The sequence below is a fragment of the Gilliamella sp. Choc6-1 genome (assembly GCF_001690385.1).
Classification (GTDB): Bacteria; Pseudomonadota; Gammaproteobacteria; order Enterobacterales; family Orbaceae; genus Gilliamella; species Gilliamella apicola_A.
The window spans coordinates 147,714-167,557 of sequence record NZ_LZHI01000066.1 but is presented as its reverse complement, the minus strand read 5'-3'; the positions used below and the strand labels follow the sequence as shown (position 1 = coordinate 167,557).

Below are 19,844 nucleotides of genomic sequence, written 5' to 3'. Positions count from 1 at the left end.
TATGGAAACTGAAGCTATCACTATTCAAATTTTCGGGCGAACTTTAAGATTTAACTGCCCTGTTGATGAAGTTGATGCACTTAAGAATGCAGCAAAAGATTTAGATACACGCTTATCCAATTTACGAGAAAAATCGCCTCAAGTTGGTAGTGATCAACTCATCATGACCGCTGCATTAAATATTTCTTATGAACTAACAAAAGAAAAAGAAAAAAGCGGTGAATTTAGTAACCGATTAAAGATGTTGCAGCAATTGCTTGATTCAGCCCTAAATACTGATAATTAATTCACATAATTGTAAATTTAGTACAAATGATATTGTATCGCCCTCTAAATTTTGTATTATTATGCTCACCTCTGGGATGTTCGCGATAAGGGTTAGTCCCCTGAGCCGATATTCTAAACTTTAGAACGATGTGATTTTTAATTGGTGTGTATGCCTTACTTGTAAGGAAACCTAAAAATTAAAACGCAATGTTCACCTTGAACCTTGGGTTCAAGGGTTACAACCCTAACGGCATCTTGGAGTTTTTTCTTTACAGAGATAACAGATGAATATTCGACAGGTTATTCGTCAAAAAAGACGACAATTGTCTCAAACAGAACGGCAAACCGCACAGCTAGCGATTTATCGTAAAATTGCGGATCATCAAGTTATTCAATCTTCCCAAAATATAGCTATTTTTTTATCCTTTGATGGTGAAGTCGAAACCAAACCAATTATTGAATATTTATGGCAACAGCATAAATCTGTTTATTTACCCATTATTCATCCTTTTTTTTCAACTCACTTACTCTTTTTAAAATACACTCACCAAACGCCTTTAATTAAAAATAAATTTGGTATATTAGAACCAACTTTGAATGCATCAACCATAATCCCCTCTCATAAATTAGACGTCGTATTTACGCCGCTAGTTGCATTTGATGACAGAGGTTATCGTATAGGCATGGGAGGTGGTTATTATGATCGCATGTTAGCCAATTACCAAAGCCAACAAATTTACCCTATAGGACTGGCGTTTGCATGTCAAAAAGTACCATATATAGACAATCAGCCATGGGATATTCAATTACCTGAAATTATTTATGCATAATTTGATAATTCAACAAATTAATAAAGATAATCGGAATAAAATTCGTATTATTATACGTTGATTTGCAGTATAATTATCACAATTCATCTCGAATGTTCTTCCAATAAAAATAAACGATCATTCTTTACTAATTTAATGGCTGTAGCTTAAAAATTATTTTTACCGTGTGATTTTTCTAACATAAAATTTTTACTATATGCTTTACCATTCTATTTTTTATTTTAATCACGTTATATACCGTCACTCACAAGATTTTTAATTTAACCAAAGCGGTTTTATATTATAAAAAGGAGTGTTGTAATGTCAGAAAAAAAAGTCTTAACCACTAACAATGGGGCACCAATTGCCGATAATCAAAACTCACGCACAGCAGGACCTCGTGGTCCGGTTTTAATTGATGATTATCAACTTATCGAAAAACTTGCCCAATTCAATCGTGAAAATATTCCAGAACGTCGTGTTCATGCTAAAGGTTCTGGTGCACATGGTACCTTTACTGTCACTAATGATATTACAAAATATTCTTACGCTAGTTTATTTGCCAATGTAGGCAAACAGACGCCAATTTTTGCTCGATTTTCGTTGGTAGGTGGTGAACGAGGCTCATCTGATACCGCGCGAGATCCCCGTGGATTTTCAGTCAAGTTTTATACAGATCAAGGAAATTGGGATATCGTAGGCAATAATACTCCCGTATTTTTTATTCGTGATCCTTTGAAATTTCCTGACTTTATTCATACCCAAAAACGTGACCCTAAAACTAATTTAAAAGATCCGCAAATGATGTGGGATTTTTGGTCTTTATCGCCAGAATCACTTCACCAAGTCACTATTTTATTTTCTGATCGTGGTATTCCTGATGGTTATCGTCATATGCACGGCTATGGTAGCCATACTTATAGCTTAATCAATAAAGATGGCATTCGCACTTGGGTAAAATGGCATTTTAGAACAGAGCAAGGAATTAAAAATATTCATCCTAAAAAAGCAACAGAAATAGATGGAACTAATCCAGATTCGGCGCAAGAAGATCTATTCAAAGCCATTGAACGTGGCGACTATCCAAAATGGCGAGTTTACATACAAGTTATGACTGAAGAGCAAGCCAATAACCATCGAGAAAACCCGTTTGATGTCACTAAAGTATGGTCACAAAAACAGTACCCATTAATTGAAGTCGGCGTTATGGAACTGAACCGTAATCCAGAAAACTATTTTGCAGAAGTTGAACAATCTGCCTTTGAACCAAGTAATGTGGTTCCGGGTATTGGCTTATCACCAGATAAAATGCTTCAAGGACGAATTTTTGCTTATGCCGATGCGCACCGCTATCGTATTGGTACTAATTATCAACAACTACCAATCAATGCGCCAAAATGTCCTGTACATAATTATCAACGTGATGGCGCAATGCGTTTTTATACTCCTGATAATGCGCCTAACTATGAACCAAATAGCATTGATAGCGCACCAAAACAGCAACCACAATATGCCGAGCCACCAATGCATGTACCAGCTGGCACAATGGATAGGCATGATCATCGTGTGGATGGCGATTATTACTCGCACCCACGTGCACTATTTAATTTAATGCAACCAGATCAAAAACAGCTGCTTATTGATAATATCGCAGGATCAATGAAAAACGTAAATCGAGACATTCAAATCAGGCAGCTCAAGCACTTCTATAAAGTGCATCCTGACTATGGAACTGGAATTGCAAAAGGATTAGGCATTGATATTGATCTAATTAAAAGTTAGCACTTAAAATAACAATGCCGACTAACTTAGTCGGCATTTTACTGTATTTATATTCATAAAAAACACTTATCAAAAACCTATAACTGTTGATTGTTATCACGCTCTATTTTTCTGTTCTTAGGACAATTTTCATTAAGGAAAGATTGCTAAATTATATGCTTTACTTACATTATTAAATAACGGTTTTACTTAGTCACACTTGTTTAATAGTGTTAGCGTTTTAAGTTTGCAAGAGCGCAAAATAGTAAAGCAATTAATATAATGACTACCTTATAAAATAGGACTAAATTATTTTTAGTAGCGCTATTTTTAAAAGGTAGTATTTAAAAAACCTCGTATTTTATTTTTTGATTATCGATTTTTTTGCCGAACAATCTCAAACAAACAAACACCAGTTGCAACCGATACATTTAGTGATGACACAATACCCGCCATAGGAATGCTCACCAATTCATCACAGTGTTCTTTGGTTAAACGGCGCATTCCCTCGCCTTCAGCCCCCATTACTAAGGCAAGTGAAGTTGGGGTGGATGTTTTATAAAAGTCAGTTTGATAAAGCGTTCTATCTGCTTCACCAGCGGTACCGACAATCCAAACTTGATACTCATCTTGTAGCATTCGCATAGTGCGAGCCAAATTAGTCACTCTAACCACAGGAACGCTTTCAGCTGCACCACACGCAACTTTTTGAGCGGTTGAATTAAGTGGCGCTGAACGATCTTTTGGTACAATAATAAAACTAACCCCAGCAGCATCAGCAGTACGAATACAGGCACCTAAATTATGCGGATCGGTCACTCCATCTAAAATTAAGATAACTGGGTTTGGCTGCCCTTCCATAAGTACAGGAATATCGTTTTCTTGATAACCTCGGCTTGGTTTAACCATGGCTAAAATACCCTGATGTACCCCATTTTTAGATTTTTCATCTAACCATTGGCGATTGGCGACTTTAACAGGCAAGCCTAGCTGTTCTAATTCAAGAACCAAGGCATTTAGACGTTTATCTTCACGCCCTTTAATAATAAACACTTCAATAATTCTTTCTGGCGAACGTGCTAATAATGCTTCTATTGCGTGCAAGCCATAAACTGTTTCACTCATTTATTTATTACTCTTTATCTTATTAACTATTTAGTTTTATTCGTTGATTTTGATTTACTCCGTTTTTTACTTTTGGCTTTCAGTTCAACTTTAGCACTTGATTTCATGCTTGATTTAGTGCGTGATTTTGCTTTTTTTGGGTTACTTGGCTTAGCACTACTTTTTTTACTGGTTGATTTTTTGCCTTTTCGCTTAACGGATAAATCAGCTTGTTGATCTTTTGGGGCTTGTTTGGACTTCTCTTTTGCCGTTTTCCCCTGACGTTTTGGCTTATTATTACTGCCCACTAATGAAAAATCAATTTTACGTTCTTCAGGATTCACATTATCGACTTTTACTTGCACTTTATCGCCCAAACGATAAACGAAACGGCTGTTTTCACCAATCAAACGATTACGCGAACCATCAAAAATATAATAATCATTTTCTAGCGACGACACATGCACTAAACCATCGATAAATAGATCGTCCAACCGAACAAAGAACCCAAAATTAACCACGCTTGAAATCGTACCGTTAAAAACTTCACCCACATGATCTTGCATGTAATCACACTTAAGCCAATCAACTACATCACGCACGGCTTCGTCAGCACGACGCTCAGTCATTGAGCAGTGTTCACCAAAGTAAAGCATTTCATTTGTATCATAACGATACCCTCCCGTTTTACTGGTTTTATGTTTTTCATTAGCCAAAATCCATTTAATAGCGCGATGCAAAAGCAAATCAGGATAACGACGAATTGGTGAGGTAAAGTGCGCATATTCGTCAAGCGCTAAACCAAAGTGCCCTCGATTTTCGGGATCATAAATGGCTTGCTTCATTGAACGTAAAATCACGGTTTGCAACATATCATGATCGGGGCGAGCTTCAATAGCAACCATTAATTCGGCGATATCTTTCGGTTTTGGGTTGCTTCCTCCTGCTAGTGATACGCCTAGCTCACTTAAAATACTACGCAGATTATTCATGCGATCTTCATCAGGTCTATCATGCACTCGGAATAATGAAGGCACATCAGCTTTAATCACTAATTTCGCTGCTGCTACATTAGCTAAAATCATGCATTCTTCAATGATTTTATGTGCCACATTACGCTGTGCCAGCTCAATACTTTCAATACGTTTATCGGCATTAAAAATAAATTTTGGCTCTTCGGACTCAAAGCCTATCGCACCACGGACCACACGGGCTTTATCAAGCACATTATAAAGTCCATAAAGATTTTCAAGATGAGGGACTAAATCATGATAATGCTCACGAAGTTCTTCATCTCCCTCTAAAATCTTCGCCACTTTGGTATACGTTAACCGAGCATGCGAATTCATCACGGCTTCGTAAAACTCATACCCTGTTAATCGTCCTTTGTTCGATACGGTCATTTCGCACACTAAGCATAAACGATCAACTTGCGGATTTAACGAACAAAGCCCATTGGATAACACTTCTGGAAGCATTGGTACAACTCGTGAAGGAAAGTAAACCGATGTCCCCCGTAAACAAGCTTCTTTATCTAACGCCTTACCTGGTCTAACATAGTAACTTACATCTGCAATAGCCACCCATAAGCGATAGCCGCCTCCGCGGTTTTTTTGACAATAAACCGCATCATCAAAATCACGCGCATCTTCACCATCAATTGTTACCAAAGGCAATTGACGCAAATCTCTTCGCCCTTTTTTGGCGCTTTCTGGCACTTGTTCGGTAAACTTGCTAACTTCTTTTTCAACAGCCTTTGGCAATTCATAAGGGATTTCATGATTCCGCAGGGCAATATCAATTGCCAAATTAGTTCCCATTATTTCGCCAAGCACTTCTTTTATTACACCTACCGCTTTTTGACGGCGTTCAGGACGTTGTTGTAACTCAACTACCACCACTGTTCCCATACGAACTGTGCGGCTAGGTTTGCCTGCAATTAAAATATCAAAGTTTAAACGACTATCATCAGGGACAACAAAACCAACCCCTTGCTCAATAAAATATCGCCCGACAATAGAATTACTACGAGGCTCTAAAATTCGAACCACTCGAGCTTCAGTTTTACCACGATATTTAGTCCCCATTGGCTGCGCTAAAATCACATCACCTTGTAACACCTTTTTCATTTGCTCTGGCGATAAAAAGTAGTCTTCAGGAGTGCCTTCTACCCGTAAAAAACCAAAGCCGTCACGGTGTGCAATCACACTGCCTTTTACCATATCAAATTTTTCAGGCAGGGCATAACATTTCCGGCGAGTAAACACCACTTGACCATCACGCTCCATTGCACGTAAACGACGATGTAACGCTACTTTTTGTTCATCATTTTTTATCGCCATTGCTTGAGCAATGGTTTCTAAACTTGCTGGTTTGGCTTCTTGTTTAAGGTAATCTAAAATAAGTTCACGGCTAGCTATTGGGGAATCATACTTCTCGGCTTCGCGGTCAAAAAAGGGATCTTCTATCATAAAGGGATATCCTGTGACTAATATTAACGCTAGCATAACATAGAGTTATATAACTTAAAATGAACATTCATTTTTACCCATGCTATTTCTCTATGTGGTTAAATGCGCTCAAAGGAAAAATACTGTTACCAATAATTTACTAAATATCAATAAGGTATTAATAGCACAACCATTTTATCTATAAATATCACTCTTCTAACTCTTCATCAACATCCGATGCCCATTTATATCGACCGCTTACCCCAGTTAATGTTTCTAATTTATTCTTTCCAAATACTTTATAGCTATGCATTCCTTGTACTGGCTCACCATTAACCAGTTTTTCAGAATAACCAAAACGTTTATAGATTTCAGGGTCTTTCACCCAATCAGGAATATTTTCAACATGATAGGTAATGTACACATCGCGCACGGTGCCGCCCCCTACGCCATTAATGGTGTCTTTAGTGCGTTTAATTTTATCGACAACCACTCGACCAAAACAAAAATTAGTATTACCAAATGTCCATTCTACATATTTGCGCCCTAAATCGGTCAGGTTATAACGGTATATCGGTTTACCGTCGACTTCGCCTAGGTATTCCTCGGTAAAAAAGCCTCGCTTGCTAAATAAATGTAAATTCTCATTTTTTAAGCGGTTATGAAATTCTTTCATAGTTTGAGTTGAGAAAGGTAATTCTTCCCCTTTTAGATGTATAGTGGTATACGGGTACATGGACTCAGTTACTCTGCCTGCCATCATACAAATCGCTTTATCGCCAGTTTCATTGTTCCAGTCATAAATTTCTTGAATATCCTTTTTATATGGGTAGTTATCGCAAGCGGTCAACAAGATACCGCATATTGAGAGTGTTAGAATTTTTTTCATTTTTTATACTTCGCTTAATCTTTTATATAGTTGTATGAAAGCAAGAATGGCGTTTTTTCTTGTTTCTAATTATTATTTTGCTATCAAACTAACTACCCAATATCACTCTTCTAACTCTTCATCAACATCCGATGCCCATTGATAAACACCGCTTTCACCAGTTAATGTTTCTAATTTATTCTTTCCTAATACTTTATAGCTATGCATTCCTTGTACTGGCTCACCATTAACCAGTTTTTCAGAATAACCAAAACGTTTATAGATTTCAGGGTCTTTCACCCAATCAGGAATATTTTCAACATGATAGGTAATGTACACATCGCGCACGGTGCCGCCCCCTACGCCATTAATGGTGTCTTTAGTGCGTTTAATTTTATCGACAACCACTCGACCAAAACAAAAATTAGTATTACCAAATGTCCATTCTACATATTTGCGCCCTAAATCGGTCAGGTTATAACGGTATATCGGTTTACCGTCGACTTCGCCTAGGTATTCCTCGGTAAAAAAGCCTCGCTTGCTAAATAAATGCAAACTGTCATTTTTTAAACGGTTATTATATTCTTTCATAGTTTGAGTTGAGAAAGGTAATTCTTCCCCTTTTAGATGTATAGTGGTATACGGGTACATGGACTCAGTTACTCTGCCCACCATCATACAAATCGCTTTATCGCCAGTTTTATTGTTCCAGTCATAAGTGCCTTGGATTTTTTGTTTATACGGGTAGTTGTCGCAAGCGGTCAACAAGATACCGCATATTGAGAGTGTTAAGATTTTTTTCATTTTTTATACTTCGCTTAGTCTTTTATATAGTTGTATGAAAGCAAGAATGGCGTTTTTTCTTGTTTCTCTTTATTGTTATCTGATTCTTCAAACATGCCTGTTGGCCAGTAGTTAACCCGAATTGAAACTTCGTGCTTGCCTTTTATTTTCCCCAACTTCCATTTTATTAAAAATAGCCCTACTTGGTTTTCAATTGGTTTACTATCCGATGGGGTTTCAATCGGTTTATTATCTGATGGGGTATCCGTCGTCGATGCGTCCGAGCTTTTATTGTCGTCTGACTTGCTGTCAAAAGTGATATCCATCATTTCTATTAACAGTTTTTCATCATCATTTTCATCGCCCTTTTTCTTATCCATGCGGTAACGTTCTTCATCTTCTGCTTGTTTTTTGGCTCTCGGAGTAAAAAAATCTGCGGAGGATAATGGCTTGATAGCTAATAACTTACCGCCATGAGATATCGTCAATTCAACAGGTGTTTGATTACTCTTCGATAAGGATTTAATGGTTACTTTTCCTTCAAATACGGATTTGTTTTCATCAAAATCCGGCAAGTTTAGCGTTAGCATTAAATCGTAATCGATTTCAATAAGTTTATACGCCACCCCTATAGGATACATTGGTGGTGTATTTGTTAATATGGTATCCGCTGCTTCTAATAAGGTACTCCTTTCAGCTTCGAGCAAACAACGACCCCCATTTACCGCTAAATAGTAATCCTGCTCGGAAAGTAACATACATTTCGGCGTCGGTAAGTAATAAGGTGGGTATTTTGATTGATGAAAATCAAAATTACCTAGCATACAACGGTTTAACCATTTGTTGATTTCATCCCAATCGCTTCCATCACTGTAAAATATATTATTGACAATCAAAATACCAATAGAAATAACAATAAATATAATTTGCCCCCAAAAAGGCACAATATTTGCGCATACGGCAAGACCCATGATAAGACTTAAAGCACTTGTGGCACAAACAACACCAGAACCCGTGTTCCCTTCAATACAGCTTGTTATTGCTTGAGTCAGCGACATTGCACTGTCTATCACACCTAGCACATTAGCTACATTGGCTACCGGTTTTAACCCTTCTAGTAACGCACTGAGTCGACCGCCTCGCTCGATAAATAGTGACGCGTTTTGCGCACGTATTACCCCTAATAATTGGGTGCCGTCTATGATTAACTGCGTTGTTGCCGACATTGTTGAGGCATAACTTATCAATAGGCGATACTTCATTAAAATTTTGGCAATCGGATCTTTGATATTATCGATTTCTTTTTGCGCCTCTTTTAAGGCGGTCACCTGAAAATATAAACCTATGCTACCTAACACACAACTGGAGGATTTATCAAATATTTCAATAAGTTGTTTTTTCCTTTTTAAGGTTTTTGATAAATGCTTAATGTCATTTTCATCAAGTGTGGCATTGTTAGCTTCAATAATGTTAGAGGTTATCCGTTTTAACGATTTTTGCCCCAAACCACCCTTTGAGCTAAACCCTTTTTCAAAAAGGCGTTGCTGCTCTTCGCTTTCAAATGCCATTAATATATTGATTTCAACTGTTTCTTTTGCTATCTGTTTATTATTTGTATGTTTTATATACCAACGAGACTTTTCTGACTGGGCTAAATTGACAGTTGTCCCTTTATTGGTTTTCAGCTCTTTATGCACAAAAAAGGGCATCAGCTTTTCATTGTGTTTTATATATTCATTTAAGCCTTTGATTGACATTTTTACTTTATATTGACATACCCGTTCTTGCCCTTGTACTTTAAACAGTTTTATAGCTTCTAGATAGTGGTCTTGCAATTTTAGATTATGGATTTTTACATTATTTTCCATTGAACGATTGGCGCCTTCAATACTAAAATTCACAATTTTTTCAATGAACCGGGTCATTAAATTTTTGTTATTTTTTAACTCAACACTAAGGAGCTCATCGGTGATAGCAATAACGTCCCTGCCCGATAAGCCCACTTGTTTCAAGGCTGATTGGTCGTTGTCCTCTAATTCTGCCACATATTTAAATACCAACGGGGTCGTTGATTGTGTTGTTCCTTCCTTCTCGTTTATTTTCGTTTTATCCCCAAGCAGATAAAAATATATCGATTGGTCATTATTCAGTAACATTCCCCATAACGCCGAATGTTGCGGTAAGGTGATGGTGCCTAAACAGGCACTGTCAAATATCACTAAAAATGAATTTAAAAAGCTTAAGTGCATATCTGAAATATCTGGCTCTATTTCTGCTTGCCAAAAAAGCAGCTTATTTACCGTGCTTGGTAACGCAGCTTTCGGCTCGCCGTTTTGAGCACTACCCTTCGATGCCGGCGAAGATTCAACCTGATAATATTTGTGGTCCTCACCAAATAACCAAATCAAATAGTTATAATAATCTTGCGAGCAAGTTTCAATATAATGATATAAAGATTGATACCCCGTTTTTTCAAATGTTTCATAGTTGTCTAACGACGGTTGATTAAGTCGTTTAGCCCGTTTAGACCAGTCATCTTCAAGCCGTTCATCAGCATAATATTGTTTTACTTGTTGTAAATCATAAAAATGTACAACTTTTACACTATCGATATTTTTATATCTATTCGCTTTTTTACCTATATTAGCTTTATATTTTTCAAGTAACTCAGCTTGTTGAACCGGGGTTAAGGGAATTTCTTTATAATTACCTAAACCCCTTTTTTTTGATATTCGGTTTTCAAGACCCAATACGCTGATACGACGGCAATAAACACGCCTATTAAATTGCCATAGGTTATAGACATCATCTTCTGCTATACCCAATTTCTTCGCTAAAGGTATATCACCAATAACACCTCGTACGCTAATTTTATCTATATCACTAAGCTCATCTATGGTCTTTTGTTCTTTATCATATGTATTGATTTCATCGTTTTTCTTGATGTAATGCGTAATATTTTCGTCTGCACTGCCCACTCGATAACGTGGATATTGAGAAGGAGCATTATAGTTCTCTTTGGAATTATAGAATAAAAATAAATAAGCTTCGTTTTCACATTCTTGGGAAATGGAAGAACGTATTGAGTCTTTGTATTGTTCTATTAACTGATATTGTCGGCGGGTATAGTTCAGCTCTGGCTTAAAGTAAACAAAAGGGGATTCTTTTTCTAATTGTGTTTGCTCACTGTAATAATTTGCAAGCTCATTTCGACCTCTAGCCTTTTGCATTGCCCTTGCCAATGGGTGAGCGGTTAAATGCTTCTCTTTTTCATAAATTAAATCATGACTACTACTGCGAACTAGTTGATGATACTTTTTTAATTCAACTACATCACTATTATCTTTTATATTTTGACTGGCTAGCCCTTCCGCCACCGGCGCTAATTTTTGGCGCCTTTGTATAGATAGCTCTTCTGCAATACCTAGGCTATCTTCTACTACTAATGCCGCAATTTCTGTAAGGTAATGGCTATTTGATTGGTAGCTTTGTAGCGTATTATTTAATGCCTCAAAGGATTTTTCTAATATTAATGAATTGAAATGGCTTGCCGTAAAAAACTGTTGAACATTCACTTCTTGTAACAGCTCTAGGGTGTAACGAAAAAGTCCATCCAATGAAACGTCCAGTTTTTTAAAAATGCCTTTACTCATTGAGCCGATAAGAGAAATGATTTCATCTAGCTTTTCCTTTGCTTTTTTAGGTTGACGCGATTTTTCCTTTTTTCGCCCGGTTTCATCAAAATAATCATGGACCATTCTATCGTCACACTCAAGCTCTAGTAAGTGACGTTTTTTATCCATAAAGTCGTTAAACAAAAAACTGCGATTTTGCGGCGAAATGTCTGGGGCTTTGGTTTGTGTCAGATCTACTTCACTAAATCGCTGTAAGCGTTCGATTTTATTTTTTCGGTAATGGTTAATCGTTTTGACTTTCCAACGTATCGGGGAATAAGCAATCCAAGCTTTATCATAAACTCGATTGTCAATGGTGATAAATAACCCTTTTATGTTGTGATTGTCTTTAAGGCAACTTTCGGGGATTTCTTTAGGTCTTGAACCTTTGACATCACGGAACTTTCGTAGGCGCATCGCCCCTGAATAAGTCACTTCATAAACCATTACCTCTAGTTTACTATCATCTGTATTGCCTATCGGGTTGCAAAGTATATATACATAACCTTCACGTAGCATTCGATATACGTATTTATATTCTTTCCAACTCTCTTTCGGTTCTCTGTCCCCTAACTCTACCATACCTTTAGACCAGTCAATATTATGATAAAATCTAATCGGTACAATTGACTTACGAACTAAAAATAAGGGAAAACCTTTGCGCTGACATACTCCACATTGTCCATTTTCTAATAATAAGGCTTTTTTATCCGATTCATAAACCAATTCTGGTTCAAAATAACTTTCTTGTGGATCTTGTAAATCGTCTATATTTTGTGTTTTTTTTGTTTCTAATATGTTTTCTTGGTTCATTGTTCTCTTCATCCAGATAAAACTAATACGATACTAATATATTATTTAATTGTTATTTAACGCTTTGCTTTTTATTGAAGTTAAAGCGTGCTCTTCTTGGCTTAATAATTTGCCTAGTTGACCTTGCTTTTCTTCGTTATTTATCACTTGGTTAATTATTTCAGCCAATTGTTCGTTTTCAGTTAATTGTCCATATATTATCGAAAATAATACATATGCCCGCCGGTCATTAGCATTTTTTAGCTGTTTGCCTTGAGGATCATAAAAATAATGAATTATTTTTGATAAGATTTTCGGCGGTAACGGTTTTTCTTTTTCTTCATACAGGTCTGATAATGTTACCGCTATTTGATAAAGCTGAGGTTTGTTAAGATGATTATAACGCAATGATTCATTAGTAAAATTTAATACAAACTCCCATTCATCTTGATAGCTAATTGAATGGAAAGCATACAGCTGATAGTCCATATCAACAAAGTAATAATTGCTATCGGTCGGTAATAATAATCCAAGGTGTGAATTTGGTTCAATATAACTGTGACGAATGAGATCTAATATAAAAGGTTCATAAAACGGTAAATAATTGGTATTTAAAGCTTTACCTGCTCGCAAACAAGATTCGACCAATGCTTCGGCAAGCTCTTTGGGCGGTAAGGGGCTGGCAATAAATCCAGATACATACTGTTTTTTGTTTAAAAATTCATCGTCTATTTGTACAATGGCCGCGGCTAATAGCTCTCTATTTAACGGCTCGTTGGGTGCGGCTATACATACAAGTAGTGGGCAAGAGTGTAATTCATGCAAAAGAGTCGGACGTTTGAGCACCGCTAAACGATCAGAAGGGAAATTTTCTTCTAACTCTTCACTATAGATAAGTGATAATTCACTGACAACACCTAATCTATCTAACAATATATAGCGATATTTTTGTTGATTTGTGTCATTGCTTAGTTCTTTTTTTAATTTATCAAAAGCAACGGATAATGGTATAAGGGAAGAATCCTTCATTATTGCCCCCTTATTCTAAGATTTATTACTATAAGCTTACCGCGTGACTCATCACCACTTTCCAATAAGATTTCTTCATCCAAGAACACTTTATTGGCACAACACTTTTTTTTATTCATCTCTATTCCTAAAATACTAATAGTTTGAACACCTTTTGGGTGGTATTTTTTATTTTATTCAATTAATTCTTTTAAATAAAAAATCATTAACTAATATATATGCTGTTCAACCAAAAATCAAAAAAAGTTTTTTTATGATCTTTTTTGGCTTGTTATGTAGCCGATTATTGATTTTTCTTTATTCTTAATGGTTCGGATATTATCCTTATGTTTGATTTTTTTCGCGCTCAATTGCTCGATAGCCAATATCATGACGGTAAAAACAACCATGCCAATGAATTTTTTTCACTTGTTGATAAGCTCGCTGTTGAGCATCTTGCACTGTGTTGCCAAGTGCAGTTACGCAAAGTACACGCCCACCATTTGTAAATATATGACCTTTTTCAAAACGAGTGCCGGCATGAAATACTTTACAATCTTGCGTTGGCTTTGTCGGTAAGCCCGTTATTATATCTTGGGTGTCGTAGTGACCAGGATACCCTTCTGCTGCCATAACTATGCCTAGCGATGGTCTTGGATCCCATTTTGAGTTGATGGTATTTAATTTGCCATCCACTGCTGCAAGGCAAAGTTCGATGAGATCAGATTGCATTCGCATCATTATCGGTTGTGTTTCTGGATCGCCAAGTCGGCAGTTGAATTCAATAACTTTTGGGTTGCCGTTTTTGTCAATCATTAACCCCGCATATAAGAAGCCAACATAAGTATTACCCTCTTGCGCCATGCCGTTAACAGTTGGGTAGATGATCTCATCGATTACCTTTGCAAAAACGGCATCTGTTACTACAGGAGCAGGTGAGTAAGCCCCCATTCCACCTGTATTTAATCCAGTATCACCATCACCAACTCGTTTATGATCTTGGCTTGTTGCCATCGGTTCTATATGTTTGCCGTCAACCATGACAATAAAACTCGCCTCTTCACCTTCTAAAAACTCTTCTATAACCACTCGGTGACCTGCATCGCCAAAGGCATTGCCTGCTAACATGTCACGTACGGCGTTTTCGGCTTCTTTTAGCGTCATGGCGACAATTACACCTTTTCCTGCTGCCAATCCGTCGGCTTTGATAACAATCGGGGCGCCTTTTTGCCGTAAATAAGTAAGTGCGAGCTTAACGTCTGTAAAATTTTGATATTCAGCGGTAGGGATGTTATGCCGTGCAAGAAAGTCTTTGGTAAAGGCTTTTGAACCTTCTAATTGTGCAGCGGCTTTTGTTGGACCGAAGATTTTTAATCCCGCTTTTTGAAAACTATCAACTATACCCAAAACTAACGGTGTTTCTGGTCCTACTATGGTTAAATCTATTTGCTGTTGCTCTGCAAAGTTGAGTAATCCACTAATGTCGGTTGCTTTGATGTTTATATTTTCTAAATTTGGCTCAAGCGAACTGCCTGCATTTCCTGGTGCAATAAATACTTTTGAAACGAGCGGTGATTGTGCTGCTTTCCATGCTATGGCATGCTCACGCCCGCCATTACCAATGACTAAAACTTTCATAAAAAATCCTTAATAATGCCTTTTTAATAAAAAGATAACTATAAGTAATTATTTGTAATAATAAGCAAAGTTGCCATATTATTCATTTCAAAATTAATGTCTAAAATGGCGCATATTCGTAAATATCATTGCAATATTGTGTTCATTTGCAGCTTGGATCACTTCGTCATCACGAATCGATCCGCCAGGTTGAATTATACACGTTACTCCCGCTGCCGCTGCTGCATCAATCCCGTCCCGAAATGGGAAAAAGGCATCGGAAGCAACGACAGAACCTGAAACTTTTAGGTTTTCATCTTGTGCTTTGATTCCTGCAATTTTGGCGGAATAAACTCGGCTCATTTGTCCTGCGCCAATGCCAATTGTCATGTTGTTTTTGGCATAAACAATGGCATTGGATTTAACAAATTTGGCTACTTTCCAACAAAATAAAGCATCAGACAGTTCTTGTTCTGTTGGTTTGCGTTTGGTGACAAAAGTAAGTTCGTTTGGCGATACCATGCCTAAATCACGATCTTGTACTAATAATCCGCCATTAACACGCTTAAAGTCTAAACTGACCACCGTAGGTGTTGACCATTCGCCGCATTCCAGCACGCGTACATTTTTTTTCGCTTGAATAATGGCTAACGCATCTTGATTGATAATTGGGGCAATGATAACTTCAACAAATTGTTGTTGAACAATAGCCTGAGCCGTTGCCGCATCTAATGGGCGGTTAAAGGCAATAATGCCTCCAAAAGCTGATGTGGGGTCGGTTTTGTAGGCATTTAAATAGGCATTTAAAGTATTGTCGCTAACCGCAACACCACAAGGGTTGGCGTGTTTGACAATTACACAAGCAGGCTGTTCAAAGGATTTTACGCATTCAAGCGCTGCGTCAGTGTCGGCTATGTTGTTATAAGATAGTGCTTTACCTTGTAGTTGTCTTGCCGTTGCTATTGATGCTTCGTTAACGCCTTCTTCAATATAAAAAGCGGCTTGTTGATGACTGTTTTCACCATAGCGCATGTTCTGTTTTTTTATAAATTGAAGATTTAATGTGCGTGGAAATTGTCCTGCTGGTTTGTCGGTTTCGCCCATATACGGTGGTACTTGTTGCCCAAAATAGTTGGCGATCATTCCATCATATTTGGCGGTGTGTTCAAAGGCTTTAATGGCAAGATTGAAACGATATTCAAAAGAAAGAGCGTTTTGGTTATTATCCATCATATCAATGATATGTTGATAATCACTACAATCAACCACAATGGCAACATCTTTATGATTTTTAGCAGCAGAGCGCACCATGGTTGGACCGCCAATATCGATATTTTCAACAGCATCATCTAAAGTACAATTTGGTTTAGCCACGGTTTGTGCAAAAGGGTATAGGTTTACAACGACCATATCAATAGGCTCAATTTGATATTGGTGCATAATATTATCATCAATTCCTCGTCGCGCTAAAATAGCGCCATGAATTTTGGGGTGTAGCGTTTTGACTCGTCCATTCATCATTTCAGGAAAACCAGTGTAATCAGATACTTCTATGACCGGTATTTGGTGTTCCATAAGTAATTTAGCGGTCCCCCCCGTTGATAGAAGTTGTACGTTTCGTTGATGTAGAGCTTGGGCAAATTCTACAATTCCAGTTTTGTCAGAAACACTAAGTAAGGCTCGATGGATGGGACGTAACTGCTGCATGATGGGACTCCCGATGTTGATACTTTAAATCCAAATCAGTTAAATCGGTATTATATATAAAAGCGTTGTTGTTGTTTAGTAATTAGTTTATATTCTGATAGATTTATGATAATTCGGGTGTTTTATTAGATAGTTTTGCTAGTAGCTTTAAAATTTAAAAATTTTGATATCACTGAGCTAATTAGGTCTAATTATATGTTTTATTTTTAATTAAATTTGGACTATAAAGCGCGTTAGGTGGGGCGTTTATATTTTAGAACTGCTTTCATTTATATAGGGCGATTTTGTGTAGTTTTGTTAGTATTTTGTATCAATAAGTTGTGATATCAATACTAGCTATCAATATTATGTTTAATTTATGCCACTATACCGATAGCTAGTTGGTTATGATATGTTAGTCGTCACTATAACCAAGACTGCGTAAGGCACGCTCGTCATCAGCCCAACCCGCTTTGACTTTTACCCAAAGCTCTAAATGAACTTTATTATCAAAGAATAACTGCATATCTTTGCGAGCTTCTATACCAATTTTTTTGATTTTTTCGCCTTTATTACCTATAACCATTTTCTTTTGTCCGTCGCGTTCAACCAAGATTAATCCATTAATACGGTACATGCCGTTACGTTCGTCCACTTTGAATTGTTCAATTTCAACAGTCACCGAATAGGGTAATTCATCGCCTAAAAATCGCATTAGCTTTTCGCGAATAATTTCAGATGCCATAAAACGTTGGGAGCGATCAGTAATATAATCTTCAGGGAAATGATGCTCACCTACAGGCAAGTGTTTTTTAACAATATTTTTGATGATATCAATACCTTCGCCTGTTTCAGCACTAATCGGTATGACATCAAGAAAATTCACTTTTTGGCTGATCGTTTGAATATGTGGCAATAGCTGTGTTTTGTCAGTGACATTGTCAATTTTATTAATCACTAATAATACAGGGCTTTTGCAGTCTTTCAGTTTATTGACGACCATTTCGTCGTCATCAGTCCAATGTGTACCTTCGACAACAAAAATAACCAACTCAACATCACCAATTGAACTGCTTGCTGCTCGGTTCATTAGGCGGTTTATGGCTCTTTTTTCTTCTATATGTAATCCTGGGGTGTCAATATAGATAATTTGGTCGTTATCTTGGGTATCAATTCCAACAATACGATGGCGTGTCGTTTGCGCTTTACGTGATGTAATTGAAACTTTTTGTCCAAGTAATTGGTTTAGTAAAGTCGATTTGCCAACATTTGGGCGTCCTACTATAGCAACAAATCCACAATGTTTTGTTTTTTCTGTCATTTTATACCTAGTTGATTAAGCGCTTCTTGAGCTGCGGCTTGTTCTGCTTTACGGCGGCTCAAACCACGACCTAAATATTCATGTTTGTCATTTTCGATTTTACATTGGATTAAGAATTCTTGTTCGTGGTTATCGCCTGTCACTTCAAGAATTAGATAACATGGTCTTTCATGATGTATACCTTGTAAATATTCCTGTAAACGTGTTTTAGCATCTTTTTGTTTGATGCCTGGTTTTATCTCTTTTAATCGAGTTTGGTACCAAGATAAAATTAATCGACGTACATTTTCAATATTACTATCTAAATAAATAGCACCAATAATGGCTTCGACAGCATCCGATATTATTGATTCTCGACGATATCCGCCGCTTTTTAATTCACCTTGACCAAGAATTAGGTGATCACCCAATTTGAAGTTAATGCCAATTTCCGCTAGCGTTTGACCACAAACTAAACTTGCTCGCATTTGGCTTAAATCACCTTCATCTTGCTGGGTGAAACGGTGGAAAAGCTCATCTGCAATAACAAAGCTTAATATTGAATCCCCTAAAAATTCCAATCGTTCATTATGTGATTTATTAGCACTGCGATGAGTCAGTGCTAGTTCTAATAATGAAATGTTTTGGAACTGATAACCTATTGATTGTTGAATTTGAATAAATTTTTTCATAATTGTGATAGCTTAGTGTATACCACCAATCTGGCTAAAGCGGATGCCTGTCGGCCATTCATTAGGTTGTTTTTCAAAGCTCATCCATATTGCTACCGCTTTACCAACAAAGTTTGATTCAGGAACAAAGCCAAAATAGCGACTGTCGCCACTATTGTCACGATTATCACCCATCATAAAGTAATGCCCTTGAGGTACTACCCATGTAGCTATCGGCTGTCCTTTTTGGTGATAGAAATAATTAGGATCTTCATAAGTTCCTTGTGTAATTAAGATATCATGCACCTTGTTACCTAATGTTTCTTGCCGTATTTTCATGTTAAAAGTGATTAATGAATCAGAATCGGTGATCCCTCTATCTTTATACTGTTGTAAGGTATAAAAATTAGGGTTGGATTTAGATCGTTGATGTACTTCTTTCCAATTGCTTTGTCGTAATTCACTATAGTGTAAATCAAGAGGTTCTTCCTTTTGGGCTGTGCAATTGGTATCGTTTATTTGGCAAGCCGGATAAACAATAACTTTTTTCTCTTTTACAAGATAGACAATTTTGTCACCAGGTAATCCAACAACACGCTTAATTAAATCTAATTGGGATCCATCAGGGTGTTTGAACACAGCAACATCCCCACGTTTTGGATGACCAGTTGAAATTAATACTGTATTAGTTATAGGATCGCGTAATCCATAGGAATATTTTTGAACTGCAATAAAATCCCCAATTAATAACGTTTGCATCATTGAACCAGACGGAATTTGGAAAGGTTCAATTAAAAATGAGCGTATGATAAATACCACAAAAAGTACAGGGAAAAATGAAGCTAAGTTTTCAATCCAACCTTTAGGCTTGCCAACTTCAGCAAGTATTTTTCCATCAATGTCTCCATTACATTGTTTACGAACTTCTTCAACTTTTCGTTGGCGAGCAGGTTTCCATTTATATTTTTCTAGAACCCAAAATATTCCTGTAATGAATGTTGCTAATGTTAATATGATGGCAAATGTTCCAGCCATTTTTATTCCTCTTTAACTG

At 36.9% G+C, this 19,844-nt stretch carries 14 protein-coding genes and 1 other RNA gene; 4 read left to right on the top strand and 11 right to left on the bottom strand.

All coding sequences use genetic code 11. The annotated features are described in order from the left end of the window. Position 1: 1 nt before the first annotated feature. The 4 genes from zapA (at position 2) to A9G36_RS09140 (ending at position 2,858) form a co-directional block, all read left to right on the top strand. Positions 2–286: a cell division protein ZapA gene (gene zapA, locus A9G36_RS09155; RefSeq protein ID WP_034943774.1), complete on the top strand. Its 285-nt coding sequence runs from the start codon at positions 2–4 to the stop codon at positions 284–286. A 65-nt stretch (positions 287–351) separates the two neighbouring features. Next, a non-coding RNA gene (gene ssrS, locus A9G36_RS09150) (6S RNA) lies at positions 352–533 on the top strand. A gap of 18 nt (positions 534–551) precedes the next feature. After that, positions 552–1,097 (top strand): 5-formyltetrahydrofolate cyclo-ligase, encoded by a 546-nt coding sequence (locus A9G36_RS09145; protein WP_065569398.1) that lies wholly within the window; start codon positions 552–554, stop codon positions 1,095–1,097. Between the two features lie 300 nt (positions 1,098–1,397). Continuing rightward, positions 1,398–2,858 (top strand): catalase, encoded by a 1,461-nt coding sequence (locus tag A9G36_RS09140; protein WP_065585652.1) that lies wholly within the window; start codon positions 1,398–1,400, stop codon positions 2,856–2,858. A 351-nt stretch (positions 2,859–3,209) separates the two neighbouring features. Here A9G36_RS09140 and rlmB read toward each other — a convergent pair whose 3' ends face one another. The 11 genes from rlmB to lepB form a co-directional block, all read right to left on the bottom strand. Beyond that, entirely contained in the window at positions 3,210–3,962 is a 753-nt protein-coding gene (rlmB, locus tag A9G36_RS09135) for a 23S rRNA (guanosine(2251)-2'-O)-methyltransferase RlmB (RefSeq protein ID WP_034943783.1), read from the bottom strand. Between the two features lie 26 nt (positions 3,963–3,988). Then, positions 3,989–6,412, bottom strand: coding sequence for a ribonuclease R (gene rnr, locus A9G36_RS09130; RefSeq protein ID WP_065585651.1), 2,424 nt, complete (start codon positions 6,410–6,412; stop codon positions 3,989–3,991). A gap of 187 nt (positions 6,413–6,599) precedes the next feature. After that, on the bottom strand, positions 6,600–7,280 hold the full coding sequence (locus A9G36_RS09125; protein ID WP_065585650.1) for a hypothetical protein: 681 nt from the start codon (positions 7,278–7,280) through the stop codon (positions 6,600–6,602). 102 nt (positions 7,281–7,382) lie between these two features. Next, entirely contained in the window at positions 7,383–8,063 is a 681-nt protein-coding gene (locus tag A9G36_RS09120; RefSeq protein ID WP_065585649.1) for a hypothetical protein, read from the bottom strand. A 14-nt stretch (positions 8,064–8,077) separates the two neighbouring features. After that, entirely contained in the window at positions 8,078–12,529 is a 4,452-nt protein-coding gene (locus A9G36_RS09115) for a toxin VasX (RefSeq protein ID WP_065585648.1), read from the bottom strand. A 45-nt stretch (positions 12,530–12,574) separates the two neighbouring features. Then, positions 12,575–13,537 (bottom strand): hypothetical protein, encoded by a 963-nt coding sequence (locus A9G36_RS09110; protein ID WP_034943799.1) that lies wholly within the window; start codon positions 13,535–13,537, stop codon positions 12,575–12,577. Between the two features lie 324 nt (positions 13,538–13,861). After that, positions 13,862–15,154 carry a phosphoribosylamine--glycine ligase gene (gene purD / locus A9G36_RS09105; RefSeq protein WP_034943802.1) on the bottom strand — a complete coding sequence of 431 codons (1,293 nt, stop codon included), beginning with the start codon at positions 15,152–15,154 and terminating at the stop codon, positions 13,862–13,864. Positions 15,155–15,247: 93 nt separating this feature from the next. Next, positions 15,248–16,840: a bifunctional phosphoribosylaminoimidazolecarboxamide formyltransferase/IMP cyclohydrolase gene (purH, locus tag A9G36_RS09100; RefSeq protein WP_034943804.1), complete on the bottom strand. Its 1,593-nt coding sequence runs from the start codon at positions 16,838–16,840 to the stop codon at positions 15,248–15,250. Positions 16,841–17,234: 394 nt separating this feature from the next. Continuing rightward, on the bottom strand, positions 17,235–18,140 hold the full coding sequence (gene era / locus A9G36_RS09095) for a GTPase Era (RefSeq protein ID WP_034943806.1): 906 nt from the start codon (positions 18,138–18,140) through the stop codon (positions 17,235–17,237). Further along, positions 18,137–18,811 carry a ribonuclease III gene (rnc, locus tag A9G36_RS09090; protein ID WP_034943808.1) on the bottom strand — a complete coding sequence of 225 codons (675 nt, stop codon included), beginning with the start codon at positions 18,809–18,811 and terminating at the stop codon, positions 18,137–18,139. Before rnc ends, era begins: the two co-directional genes overlap by 4 nt. A 12-nt stretch (positions 18,812–18,823) precedes the next feature. Continuing rightward, complete coding sequence (gene lepB, locus A9G36_RS09085) at positions 18,824–19,825, bottom strand: signal peptidase I (protein ID WP_034943810.1); 1,002 nt, start codon at positions 19,823–19,825, stop codon at positions 18,824–18,826. Between the last annotated feature and the right edge of the window lie 19 nt (positions 19,826–19,844).